This is a genomic window from Pseudomonas hunanensis (assembly GCF_013393325.1).
Classification (GTDB): domain Bacteria; phylum Pseudomonadota; class Gammaproteobacteria; order Pseudomonadales; family Pseudomonadaceae; genus Aquipseudomonas; species Aquipseudomonas putida_P.
Genome location: NZ_QJRC01000060.1, coordinates 61,296 through 73,808 on the forward strand (window position 1 = coordinate 61,296; position 12,513 = coordinate 73,808).

Annotated in this window: 12 protein-coding genes; 8 read left to right on the forward strand and 4 right to left on the reverse strand. The window is 63.3% G+C overall.

Annotated elements, in window-relative coordinates; all coding sequences use genetic code 11:
* Position 1 precedes the first annotated feature (1 nt).
* Positions 2–1,807 carry a cation:proton antiporter gene (locus DM807_RS01420; protein ID WP_060514831.1) on the reverse strand — a complete coding sequence of 602 codons (1,806 nt, stop codon included), beginning with the start codon at positions 1,805–1,807 and terminating at the stop codon, positions 2–4.
* A 68-nt stretch (positions 1,808–1,875) separates the two neighbouring features.
* Between DM807_RS01420 and xerD the strand changes: the two genes are divergently transcribed.
* The 6 genes from xerD to DM807_RS01450 all read left to right on the forward strand — a co-directional run bounded on the left by xerD (position 1,876) and on the right by DM807_RS01450 (position 7,440).
* A complete protein-coding gene (xerD, locus tag DM807_RS01425) occupies positions 1,876–2,772 on the forward strand; it encodes a site-specific tyrosine recombinase XerD (protein ID WP_012270763.1) in 897 nt (298 codons plus the stop codon).
* Positions 2,773–2,925: 153 nt separating this feature from the next.
* A complete protein-coding gene (locus DM807_RS01430; protein WP_012270764.1) occupies positions 2,926–3,669 on the forward strand; it encodes a thioredoxin fold domain-containing protein in 744 nt (247 codons plus the stop codon).
* An 83-nt stretch (positions 3,670–3,752) separates the two neighbouring features.
* Positions 3,753–5,057: a homoserine dehydrogenase gene (locus DM807_RS01435; protein ID WP_012270765.1), complete on the forward strand. Its 1,305-nt coding sequence runs from the start codon at positions 3,753–3,755 to the stop codon at positions 5,055–5,057.
* 61 nt (positions 5,058–5,118) lie between these two features.
* A complete protein-coding gene (gene thrC / locus DM807_RS01440) occupies positions 5,119–6,528 on the forward strand; it encodes a threonine synthase (RefSeq protein WP_179026976.1) in 1,410 nt (469 codons plus the stop codon).
* A gap of 131 nt (positions 6,529–6,659) precedes the next feature.
* Positions 6,660–7,079 carry an ANTAR domain-containing protein gene (locus tag DM807_RS01445; protein WP_179026977.1) on the forward strand — a complete coding sequence of 140 codons (420 nt, stop codon included), beginning with the start codon at positions 6,660–6,662 and terminating at the stop codon, positions 7,077–7,079.
* Between the two features lie 79 nt (positions 7,080–7,158).
* Positions 7,159–7,440: a DUF3509 domain-containing protein gene (locus tag DM807_RS01450; RefSeq protein ID WP_012270768.1), complete on the forward strand. Its 282-nt coding sequence runs from the start codon at positions 7,159–7,161 to the stop codon at positions 7,438–7,440.
* Between the two features lie 184 nt (positions 7,441–7,624).
* Here DM807_RS01450 and DM807_RS01455 read toward each other — a convergent pair whose 3' ends face one another.
* On the reverse strand, positions 7,625–8,500 hold the full coding sequence (locus DM807_RS01455; RefSeq protein ID WP_012270769.1) for a TIGR02285 family protein: 876 nt from the start codon (positions 8,498–8,500) through the stop codon (positions 7,625–7,627).
* A gap of 20 nt (positions 8,501–8,520) precedes the next feature.
* On the reverse strand, positions 8,521–9,720 hold the full coding sequence (locus DM807_RS01460) for a CaiB/BaiF CoA transferase family protein (RefSeq protein ID WP_012270770.1): 1,200 nt from the start codon (positions 9,718–9,720) through the stop codon (positions 8,521–8,523).
* A 131-nt stretch (positions 9,721–9,851) separates the two neighbouring features.
* Between DM807_RS01460 and DM807_RS01465 the strand changes: the two genes are divergently transcribed.
* Both DM807_RS01465 and recJ read left to right on the forward strand, forming a co-directional pair.
* The gene (locus DM807_RS01465) at positions 9,852–10,394 is read left to right on the forward strand and encodes a YaeQ family protein (protein WP_003252169.1); all 543 of its coding nucleotides are present in this window, start codon (positions 9,852–9,854) and stop codon (positions 10,392–10,394) included.
* Between the two features lie 8 nt (positions 10,395–10,402).
* Positions 10,403–12,112: a single-stranded-DNA-specific exonuclease RecJ gene (recJ, locus tag DM807_RS01470; RefSeq protein ID WP_012270771.1), complete on the forward strand. Its 1,710-nt coding sequence runs from the start codon at positions 10,403–10,405 to the stop codon at positions 12,110–12,112.
* 149 nt (positions 12,113–12,261) lie between these two features.
* Here recJ and DM807_RS01475 read toward each other — a convergent pair whose 3' ends face one another.
* A complete protein-coding gene (locus tag DM807_RS01475) occupies positions 12,262–12,507 on the reverse strand; it encodes a hypothetical protein (protein ID WP_179026978.1) in 246 nt (81 codons plus the stop codon).
* Positions 12,508–12,513 lie beyond the last annotated feature (6 nt).

The following is a 12,513-nucleotide window of genomic DNA, read 5'->3' on the forward strand; positions in this document are numbered from 1 at the left end:
ATCAGGGTTCTGGCGCTGGCTCGATCAACGCCACCAGGGTCCAGCCCGGTTGCGGCTGCAGCGGGTTGTCGGGGCTGGCTACATGCACCCAGCCATGGCCATCGCGGGCGAACAGCAGGTGTGCACGTTCGCCATGCAGTGCCTGGTAGGCATCCCAGCCAAAGCCTTCGGTGAGGTTGGTGCTGTACAACTCGGCGCCTTGATGCAGGCGGTTGGCCAGTTGCAGGTAGGTCATCGGGTTGGCCCCCAGCAGATGGCCACGATGCTCCTCGGCCGCCCGGTGCTTGTCGCTACGTTGTTTCTCCAGGCCGCTGGCCAGCACGAACAGCCGCCCGTGCCCGAAATCATGGCGAAACCTTGCGCAGGCCAGGGCATTGATTTCGCCAGCGGGAGAAAGGCCCAGCAAGTGCCCGAGGCCGACCAGGTCCAGGTGGGCATCGGCATGTTGCGAGGCGGGGTTGCCAAAATAGGTCGGAAGACCGTCCATGCGCGCAGCGCGGATGTTTTCCCAGCTGGAGTCCGTCAGCAACACCCGGCAGCCCAGCTGCTGCAGGGCTTTGGCGATGGCGCGGGCTGGTTCGTTGGCACCGACGATGAGAAACCCGCTGGGTGCTGGTTCGGCGACCTTGAGCAGGCGTGCCAGCGGCCTGGCCGTGGCGCTTTGCAGTACCACCGTGCCGATGATCACCGCGAAGGTCAGCGGCACCAGCAGCAGGGCGTCCTGGTGGCCGGCCTGGTGCAGGCGGATGGCAAAGATAGCGGAAACAGCGGCTGCGACGATGCCGCGGGGCGCAATCCAGGCCAGCAGTGCGCGCTCGCGCCAGCTGAGTGTCGAGCCCAGCGTGGACAGCCACACGTTGAGCGGGCGTGCCACCAGCTGGATCACCAGCAACAAGGCCAGCACCGCAGGGCCGAGGCCTAGCAGGGCATGCAGGTCAAGGCGCGCGGCGAGCAGGATGAACAGGCCGGAAATCAGCAGTACGCTGAGGTTTTCCTTGAAGTGCAGGATTTGTCGCACATCGACCCCGCGCATGTTGGCCAGCCACATGCCCATCACAGTCACCGCCAGCAGCCCGGATTCATGCATGATCTGGTTGGCGGCGATGAAAATGCCCAGTACCGCCGCCAGCGATGCGAGGTTGTGCAGGTACTCCGGTAGCCACTGCTCGCGCATGATCTGCCCCAGCAGCCACCCGCCGGCCGCGCCCAAGGCTGTGCCGCAAAAAATCACCCCGGCAAAAGTGGTCAGGCTCTGGCTCAGCCCGTTGCCATCGGCGCTGGCGATGATGAAGCTGTACACCACCACGGCGAGTAGCGCGCCGATGGGGTCGATCATGATCCCCTCCCAGCGCAGGATGTTGGCGATCGTCGACTTTGGCCGCACCACGCGAAGCATGGGTACGATCACCGTGGGCCCGGTCACTAGGGTCAGGGTGCCGAACAGAATCGACAGCGGCCAGTCGAACCCGAGTAGCCAGTGGGTCGCCAGGGCGATCACCAGCCAGGTGAGCAGGGCACCCACGGTGACCAGGCGATGCACCACGCTGCCGATCTCGCGCCACTGCGACAGGTGCAGGGTCAGGCTGCCTTCGAACAGGATCAGTGCCACTGCCAGCGACACCAGCGGCATCAGCAACGGGCCGAACAGTGCTTCGGGATCGAGCCAGCCCAGTGCCGGGCCGGCGATGATCCCGGCCAGCAGCAGAAACAGAATCGCCGGCAGTTTCAGGCGCCAGGCCAGCCATTGGCAGGCAAGCGCGGCGGCACCGATACCGCCGACGCTGAGAAGAATCTGCTGTTCGCTCATACGGGCTCCCTATGCCTGCAGTGTTATGAAAGACTAAGCGTCAATTCGCCGTTTGCCACCGAGTCTTCATGCCCGCCCTCGATCACCCCCTGATAGACCAGTTTCTCGACGCCCTGTGGCTTGAAAAAGGCCTGTCCGACAACACCCGAGTGTCCTACCGCAGTGACCTGGCCTTGTTCAATGGCTGGCTGCAGGAGCAGGCAGTGTCGCTGCCGGATGCCGGCCGCGAGCTGATCCTCGATCACCTGGCCTGGCGCCTCGACCAAGGCTACAAGCCGCGCTCCACGGCGCGCTTCCTGTCCGGCCTGCGTGGTTTTTTCCGCTACCTGCTGCGGGAAAGGCTGGTGGCCATCGACCCGACCTTGCAGGTCGACATGCCACAACTGGGCAAACCACTGCCCAAGTCACTCTCCGAAGCCGATGTCGAAGCCCTGCTGCAGGCACCGGACCTGGGCGAAGCCATCGGCCAGCGCGACCGTGCCATGCTCGAAGTGCTCTATGCCTGCGGCCTGCGCGTCACCGAGCTGGTCAGCCTGACCCTCGACCAGGTCAACCTGCGCCAGGGTGTGCTGCGGGTAATGGGCAAGGGCAGCAAGGAGCGCCTGGTGCCCATGGGTGAAGAGGCGGTGGTGTGGCTGGAACGCTACCAGCGCGATGGCCGCGCCGAACTGCTCAACGGCCGCCCCAGCGACGTGCTGTTCCCCAGCCTGAGAGGCGAGCAGATGACTCGCCAGACCTTCTGGCACCGCATCAAGCATCATGCCCGGGTTGCTGGCATCGACAAGCCGCTGTCGCCGCACACCTTGCGGCATGCCTTCGCCACCCACCTGCTCAACCACGGTGCCGACTTGCGTGTGGTGCAGATGCTGCTGGGCCACAGCGACCTGTCGACCACGCAGATCTATACCCACGTCGCCAAGGCCCGCCTGCAGCAGTTGCACGCCCAGCACCACCCGCGTGGATGAATGTTTTTCATGTTCCGCCGGCCGGTCCTTGCCAGCCCCTTCACCGGCAGCGTGATGTGGTAGGCTTGGGCGGTTTGCACCAAGGGCCGCACGGTCACCGCGTATTTTCCGCAGGTGGCGCCCTCCGGCCCCTGTCCGCCTTCAGGAGTTCCCATGCGCGTGACCCAGTTTTTCGCCGCCGCCGCTTTGGCGCTGGCCAGTACCTTTGCCGTTGCTGCGGCAACCGATAGCAACGCCGGGGCCGAGCAGGCCATCCGTAAATCGTTGCAGAACCTAGAGCTGGAAGTGCCCGTGGAAAGCGTGGCCAGCAGCCCCCTCAACGGCCTGTATGAAGTCAAGCTGCAGGGCGGTCGCGTGCTCTACGCCAGCGCCGACGGCCAGTTCGTGATGCAGGGTTACCTGTTCCAGATCCAGGACGGCAAGCCGGTCAACCTCACCGAGAAGACCGAACGTCAAGGCATCGCCAAGCTCATCAACGGCATTCCAGCCGCCGAGATGGTGGTTTATCCTGCCAAGGGCGAGACCAAGTCGCATATCACCGTGTTCACCGACACCACCTGCCCGTACTGCCACAAGCTGCATGCCGAAGTGCCCGAGCTGAACCGTCGCGGTATCGAAGTGCGCTATGTCGCGTTCCCGCGTCAGGGCCTCGGCTCGCCGGGTGACCAGCAGTTGCAGGCGGTGTGGTGCTCCAGCGACCGCCGTGGGGCGATGGACAAAATGGTCGAAGGTGAAGAAATCAAGGCCGCCAAGTGCACCAATCCTGTCAGCAAGCAGTTCCAGCTGGGCCAGTCGATCGGTGTCAATGGCACGCCGGCCATCGTCCTTGAAAGCGGCCAGGTCATTCCGGGCTACCAGCCGGCACCGCAAGTTGCCAAGCTGGCACTTGCCAAGTAATTCAATCAAGTACGCCGTCGTCATGGGGTGACGGCATGTTTCACGGTCGGCAAGCGTGTCGACCGTTCAATGGGGAGTTCACAGTGAAACCGGTCAAAGTAGGCATCTGTGGGTTGGGGACCGTCGGTGGCGGAACCTTCAATGTACTTCAGCGCAACGCCGAGGAGATTGCCCGCCGTGCCGGGCGCGGTATTGAAGTGGCACAGATCGCCATGCGCTCGCAGAACCCGAACTGCCAGATTACCGGTACCCCCATTACCGCTGACGTGTTCGAAGTTGCGAGCAACCCGGAGATCGACATTGTCATCGAGCTGATCGGTGGCTATACCATCGCCCGCGACCTGGTGCTCAAGGCCATCGAAAACGGCAAGCACGTGGTCACCGCCAACAAGGCGCTGATTGCCGTGCACGGCAACGAAATTTTCGCTAAAGCCCGCGAGAAGGGCGTCATTGTCGCCTTCGAAGCGGCTGTGGCCGGTGGCATCCCGGTCATCAAGGCTATCCGCGAAGGCCTGTCGGCCAACCGCATCAACTGGCTGGCCGGCATCATCAACGGCACCGGCAACTTCATCCTCACCGAAATGCGTGAGAAGGGCCGCGCCTTCCCGGACGTGCTCGCCGAAGCGCAGGCGCTGGGTTACGCCGAAGCCGACCCGACGTTCGACGTCGAAGGCATCGACGCCGCGCACAAGCTGACCATCCTGGCGTCCATCGCGTTCGGCATTCCGCTGCAATTCGACAAGGCCTACACCGAAGGCATCACCCAGCTGACCACGGCGGACGTGAACTACGCCGAGGCCCTGGGCTACCGCATCAAGCACCTGGGTGTTGCCCGTCGCACCGCCGAAGGTATCGAGCTGCGCGTGCACCCGACGCTGATCCCAGCCGACCGCCTGATCGCCAACGTCAACGGCGTGATGAACGCCGTCATGGTCAACGGTGACGCGGCCGGGTCTACCCTGTACTACGGCGCGGGCGCTGGTATGGAGCCCACCGCTTCGTCGGTGGTCGGCGACCTGGTCGACGTGGTCCGTGCCATGACCTCCGACCCGGAAAACCGCGTGCCGCACCTGGCCTTCCAGCCAGACTCGTTGTCGGCCCACCCGATCCTGCCGATTGAAGCCTGCGAAAGCGCCTACTACCTGCGCATTCAGGCCAAGGATCACCCGGGCGTACTGGCCCAGGTGGCCAGCATTCTCTCGGAGCGTGGCATCAACATCGAGTCGATCATGCAGAAGGAAGCCGAGGAGCAGGACGGCCTGGTGCCGATGATCCTGCTGACCCATGGTGTGGTCGAGCAGCGTATCAACGATGCCATCATCGCCCTGGAAGCCCTGCAGGACGTGGTCGGCAAGGTTGTGCGCATTCGCGTCGAACAGCTCAACTAACAAAATTAGTGCCGTCGGGCCGCCAGCGCGGCCCCGGCCCCAGCATCGAAGGTTTGCACCCATGCGCTATATCAGTACCCGCGGCCAGGCACCGGCCCTGAATTTCGAAGACGTGCTGCTGGCTGGCCTGGCCAGTGACGGCGGCTTGTACGTGCCGGAAAACCTGCCACGCTTCACCCAGGAAGAAATCGCCTCGTGGGCCGGTCTGCCGTACCACGAGCTGGCTTTCCGAGTGATGCGCCCGTTCGTCGAAGGCAGCATCGCCGACGCCGACTTCAAGAAGATCCTCGAAGAAACCTACGGCGAGTTCGCCCACGCGGCGGTCGCACCGCTGCGCCAGCTGAACAGCAACGAATGGGTGCTGGAGCTGTTCCACGGCCCGACCTTGGCGTTCAAGGACTTTGCCCTGCAGTTGCTCGGCCGTCTGCTCGACCACGTGCTGGCCAAGCGCAACGAGCGCGTGGTGATCGTCGGCGCCACCAGTGGTGACACCGGTTCCGCCGCCATCGAAGGCTGCCGCCGTTGCGACAACGTCGACATTTTCATCCTGCACCCGCACCAGCGCGTGTCGGAAGTGCAGCGTCGGCAGATGACCACCATCTTCGGCGACAACATCCACAACATCGCCATCGAAGGTAACTTCGACGACTGCCAGGAAATGGTCAAGGCCAGCTTCGCCGACCAGTCGTTCCTCAAGGGCACCCGCCTGGTAGCCGTCAACTCGATCAACTGGGCGCGGATCATGGCCCAGATCGTCTACTACTTCCACGCAGCGCTGCAGTTGGGCGGCCCGGCGCGCTCGGTGGCGTTCTCGGTACCGACTGGCAACTTCGGCGACATTTTCGCCGGCTACCTGGCGCGCAACATGGGCCTGCCGGTCAGCCAGCTGATCGTCGCCACCAACCGCAACGACATCCTGCACCGCTTCATGAGCGGCAACCAGTACGTCAAGGACACCCTGCACGCGACCTTGTCGCCGTCGATGGACATCATGGTCTCGTCCAACTTCGAGCGCCTGCTGTTCGACCTGCACGGCCGCAACGGGGGGGCGATTGCCGAGCTGATGGCCAACTTCAAGCAAGGTGGCGGCTTCAGCGTCGAGCAAGACCGCTGGACCGAAGCGCGCAAGCTGTTCGACTCGCTGGCTGTGAGCGACGAGCAAACCTGCGAGACCATTACCGAAGTATTCGCCGCCACCGGTGAAGTGCTCGACCCGCATACCGCGATCGGCGTCAAGGCTGCCCGCGAGTGCCGCCGTAGCCTGGATACGCCGATGGTGGTGCTGGGCACCGCGCACCCGGTCAAGTTCCCGGAAGCGGTGGAGAAGGCCGGTGTGGGCAAGGCGCTGGAATTGCCGGCGCACCTCAGCGACCTGTTCAGCCGTGAAGAGCGTTGCACGGTGCTGGCCAATGACCTGAAAGCTGTACAGGGCTTTGTCAGCCAGCACGGCAACCGCGGCAAGCCGCTGTAACCGAGTGGGTTTGCGGGGCCGCTACGCGGCCCCAGCTTCTCGGACTTTTCCCACGATCGCCTCTGAAAAGCCCTATTCAGCCTGCTGGGCGCAACGCCTAGATTAGCCGGTCCTCCCATCCGGAGCGGCTCATGCACCAGACCTACGTGTTGATCCACCAGGCACGCCCATCCCACCAGATCCTGCTGCACCAGGCGCTCAATAGCCAGGGTGTCTTCAACGTGCGCATCAGCACGAGCACCGGTGACCTGGATGCCTGCCTCAGCGCTGAGCATCGCCCCGATTTGTTGATCCTCGACCACGCCATGCCAACGCGGGCCGGTCTTGCCTTGCTCGCCCAGCAACACAATGCGCGCGCATTGCTGTTCGTCGGCCAGCCCGCGCCCAATCGTCAAAACCTTGCCCAAGAGGCCAGAAAACGCGGCCTGTGGGTGCTCGCCGAGCTGCCCTGGCCGCTGTCGATGCCGGGCCTGCAGCACGCCCTGCAAACACTGCAGGTGCGCCCAGGGCGGTGTAGTAAAGCTGTCATGTCGGCCCCGCATGCTCACTGAGACAGCCGCAGTGTGACGAACTTTCTGCTGTGCCTGTTGGTCAGTTCCTTTAGATCCCACCACGCAGCGAGTGATCCGGATGGAAAGAATCTGCAGCCTGCTCAACGACGCCCTAGCCCCCTATCAGGCACACCTCGGCAGCGCCGATGCCAGTGGCAATCGCCAATTGACCGTTCATGACCGCCTTGCCGGTATTACCTTGCGGCGCATGGTCAGCGAGCGACAGTTGCAGGAGCAACGCCTGCTGATCGATTTGGTGGATGGCTTGCACCGTGACTTGCAAATAGCAGAAGGGCGTTTGCAGCCGTGTGTGATTGCCGCATTGCAGCAGCGTCAGCAACCCCAGGGAACCTTTGCCTGAGTGGCTTATCAGACACAGTAGGGGCAGCCGGCCAGCGCTTTGCTCCGGCGCTGGCAGGGCTGTCACGGGAAGTCTCCAAGGACTTTCGCTTGGCCCCGGGCGTCTTCCCCAGCGTCCGGGGTTTCTTTTTGGGTTCTGCGCAGTCGCCTGTAGGCGCGGCTTTTTTTGGCGCGATGGGCTGCAACTACTGCGCTTCGAAGAAACGCTTGCTCTCTTCCAGGTAGTCTTCCTGCAGCGCAGGGTCCAGCCAGCGCGCATACAGCGCCGGCAATACATCCTGGCGCAGCCTGGGTAACAGCTGATCGATATGCGCAATCGCTTCGCGCCCCAGAGGGTTGTCCGAGCAACCCACATGCAGAAACTGATAGCGTTCTACCCCCTGCACAGGATGAAACTGGTAATCAGCCAGTGAACCACCTTGTTGCTGGATGAGATAGCGCACCTCAGGCCAGTAGCCGAGCACCAGGCGCAAACGCCCCAGTTGTTGCATCTGCAGCAGGTTGGCAGTGGCGTCGTTGCCATAATGGCGGCTGAGCGCGGTGTCGGGCAACTGACGCAGAATGGCGTCGATCTGCGTGCCGTAACTGCGTTCTGCAACAATCCCCAGCTTCAGCGCGTTGTTGCTCAGCAAACCATGCAGGTCTACCTGCTGGCCGTCGAGGTAGGGCGCCATCAGCGCCTGGTTTTCCTTGCGCAGCACCAGCCCGCCGCTGACCACACCCAGCGACGGCATGGAAAAACGCACGTATTCGGCCCGTTCCGGGGTCCATAGCAGGGTCGGGTCGCAGGTGAAGCTGTTGCGGTCTTGCAGCATCTGAAGGCCGCGGGCGCGGTTGACCCGCAAAATGGTGTGGTCGTACTCGGGCATCTGCCCGATCAGCAGTGGCAACAACTGGTCGATCACCCCCTGGCCCTTTTCCGGGCCTTCGAAAATGGTGAACGGCGGCAGGTCGCGCACCAGCCAGAAGATGTGTTCCTTGGCACTGACAGGCTGTAGCAGCAGTGCGGGCAATAGCCCGCACAGCAGGACCAGGTGACGTAGGCAGCGGGCCGCGCGCATGAAACCGGGCAGCGCCAGAGTCAGACCGTGCCTGCTACGCGCAGGCTGGCGATGGCCGCCGCGTCATAGCCCAGGCTGGCGAGCAGTGCCTCGGTGTGCTCGCCAAGGGCCGGGCCGACCCATTCGCTGGAACCGGGGGTCTCCGACAACTTGGGCACAATGCCGGGCATGCGAAATGGCTTGCCATCCGGCAGCTTGGCCTGCAGGAACATCTCGCGTGCCAGGTACTGCGGGTCGTTGAACATGTCTTCGGCTGAATAGATACGGCTGGCCGGTACTTCGGCGGTGGTAAGCACCTGCATCAATTGCTCCAGCGGCAGGCTGTTGGCCCAGCGATCGATCACCCCGTACAACTCGTCACGACGCAGGTCGCGGCCGTCGTTGCTGGCCAGGGTCGGGTCGTCGGCCAGGTCGTCGCGGCCGATCGCTTGCATGAAGCGCTTGAAGATCGCATCGCCGTTGGCGCCGATCTGCACATGCTTGCCGTCGGCGCTGGTGTGGATGGAGGAGGGCGTAATGCCTGGCATGATGTTGCCGGTGCGTTCGCGGATAAAACCGAACACATCGAATTCCGGGACCATGCTTTCCATCATGGCAAAGATCGCTTCGTACAGCGCCACGTCCACCACCTGGCCCTGGCCGCCATTGACTTCCCGGTGGCGCAACGCCATTAGTGCGCCGATGACCCCCCACAGGGCGGCAATCGAATCACCGATGGAAATGCCCGTGCGCACCGGCGGGCGGTCGTCGAAACCGGTGATGTAGCGCAGGCCGCCCATCGACTCGCCCACCGCGCCGAAGCCCGGCTGGTCTTTCATCGGCCCGGTTTGGCCAAAGCCTGACAGGCGCACCATTACCAGGCGCGGGTTCAGCGCATGCAGTACATCCCAGCCCAGGCCAAGCTTTTCCAGCACGCCTGGGCGAAAGTTTTCGATCAGGATGTCGGCCTCGGCCAGCAGGCGCTTGAGAATCTCGCGCCCCTCGGGGTGCTTGAGGTTGAGGGTGAGCGACTGTTTGTTGCGGGCCTGCACGAACCACCATAGCGACGTGCCCTCGTACAGCTTGCGCCACTTGCGCAACGGGTCGCCGCCATCGGGCGATTCGACCTTGACCACCTCGGCGCCGAATTCGGCACAGATACGCGAGGCGAACGGCCCGGCGATCAAGGTGCCGAGTTCGACAACTTTAAGGCCGGCGAGGGGTTTGCTGGGCGTCGACATGGGGCATCCGTGGCAGTTGGGCAGTGCCGTGGTTTTATCACACGTCGGTTTCGCCGGGTACTGCTGCGGCGCATGGAAGGTGCGGATGGGGTAGACTGTGCCACTTTTCTTTTGCACGAAGCCCGTCGACCATGGCCCAGCCGTCCACCACCTACAAGTTCGAATTGAATCTCACCGACCTTGACCGCAACGTCTACGAAAGCGTCAAGCAGACCATCGCTCGCCACCCTTCGGAAACCGAAGAGCGTATGGCGGTTCGTCTGTTGGCGTATGCGCTCTGGTACAACGAGAACTTGTCGTTTGGCCGTGGCCTGTCGGATGTCGATGAGCCGGCGCTTTGGGAAAAGAGCCTGGACGATCGCGTGTTGCATTGGATCGAAGTGGGCCAGCCAGACGCCGACCGCCTGACCTGGTGCTCGCGCCGTACCGAACGCACCAGCCTGCTGGCCTACGGCAGCCTGCGGGTGTGGGAGGGCAAAGTGGTGAGCGCGGTCAAGAACCTGAAGAACCTGAGCATTGCCGCTGTACCGCAAGAGGTGCTGGAAACCTTGGCGACCGACATGCCGCGCAGCATCAAGTGGGACGTGATGATCAGCGAAGGCACGGTATTCGTCACCGACGACCGTGGCCAGCATGAGGTACAACTGCAGTGGCTGCTTGGTGAGCGTGGCTGAAGCAACCCATGCGCATCGAACCTCGCCCTCTGCCGCCGACCCTGCCATTTCTGGGTAATCTGCCACCTTTGCTCACCCGTCTGTACGCCGCGCGCGGCGTGCAGAGCGAGGCCGAGCTGGACAAAAGCCTGGCGCGCCTGCTGCCGTACCAGCAGCTAAAGGGCATCGAGGCCGGTGTCGACCTGCTGGTCGAGGCGCTCGACCAGCGCCAGCGTATCCTCATTGTTGGCGATTTCGATGCCGACGGTGCCACCGCAAGCACCGTAGGGGTGCTGGGCCTGCGCCTACTGGGTGCGGCCCATGTCGATTACCTGGTACCCAACCGCTTCGAGTATGGCTATGGCCTGACCCCGGAAATCGTCGAAGTGGCGCTGCAACGCCAGCCGCAACTGCTGATTACCGTGGACAATGGCATTTCCAGCGTCGAGGGTGTGGCGGCGGCCAAGGCCGCTGGGCTCAAGGTGCTGGTCACCGACCATCACCTGCCAGGCCAGCAGTTGCCCGACGCAGACGCCATCATCAACCCCAATCAGCCGGGCTGTACGTTCCCCAGCAAGTCGTTGGCCGGGGTAGGGGTGATCTTCTACGTGCTGATGGCCCTGCGCGCGCGACTGCGCAGCCTGGGCCGTTACGAGACGCAAGCACAGCCGAACATAGGCGAACTGCTCGACCTGGTCGCGTTGGGCAGCGTTGCCGACGTGGTGCCGCTGGATGCCAACAACCGCATCCTGGTGCACCAGGGCCTCGAGCGCATCCGCGCCGGTCGTGCCCGGCCAGGGCTGAAGGCGATTCTCGAAGTGGCCCGCCGCGATCACCGGCGTATCACCTCGACTGACCTGGGTTTCATCCTCGGCCCACGGCTGAACGCCGCCGGTCGCCTGGACGACATGAGCCTGGGCATTGAATGCCTGCTGTGCGAAGACGCGGCACTGGCCCAGGACATGGCCCAGCAGCTAGACGACCTGAACCAGGACCGCAAGTCCATCGAGCAGGGGATGCAGCGCGAAGCCCTGGCCCAGCTCAAGGACCTGCCGGTCGAGTCGATGCCGTATGGTCTGTGTTTGTTCGATGCCGACTGGCACCAGGGTGTAATCGGTATTTTGGCGTCGCGCCTTAAAGAGCGTTATCACCGTCCAACCATTGCCTTTGCCGATGCCGGCGAAGGCATGCTGAAAGGCTCGGCGCGTTCGGTACCAGGGTTCCATATCCGCGACGCGCTGGATGCCGTAGCGGCCCGCCACCCGCAACTGATCAGCAAATTCGGCGGCCACGCCATGGCGGCGGGGTTGTCGTTGCCTGAAGGCAATTTCCAGGCGTTTGCCGAGGCGTTCGACGAAGAAGTGCGGCGCCAGCTGCGCGAGGAAGACCTGACAGGCCGGCTGTTGTCTGATGGCAGCCTGGCCGTGGAGGAATTCCACCTCGACCTGGCCAAGGCCTTGCGCCATGCCGGGCCGTGGGGCCAGCATTTCCCCGAGCCGCTGTTCCACGGCGTGTTCCAACTGGTGGAGCAGCGCGTGGTGGGCGAGCGGCACCTGAAGGTGGTGCTCAAGAGCGAGTGTGGTTCGGTGCGACTGGATGGCATCGCCTTCGGCGTTGACCGCGAAGTGTGGCCGAACCCGACCGTGCGCTGGGTCGAACTGGCGTACAAGCTGGATGTGAACGAGTTTCGTGGCAATGAAAGTGTGCAGTTGATGATTGCCCACATGGAGCCACGCTGAGCCCAACGCTCCCAGAGGGCCGGCGGCTGGTTCAGGGCTTGCGCAGTACCTGTGGGAGCGGGTTTACCCGCGAACACCGGCAAAGCGGGTGCCATTCACCGCGTCACATTCTTCACGGGTAAACCCGCCCCCGGTGTCAGGTGCAACGGCTATTGACTGATCTCGGATTGTTTTTTCCGCTGCCGGTTTTGCCAGTGCATTACGCCTGCTGCGACAAACGAGGCCAAACCAAGCAGTGAGAAGAACACAATGCCTTCCACTGCTTCCCGGTTGTACGTCTCGATCACATACACCAGATCTGAGTCGTAGGGAACATCTGAAATTCCTATCAGGTATGGGCCCGCTAAAATCTGCCTTTGACCGACCGCCAGCCACCCCAAAATCCCACGGAACATCCCCCC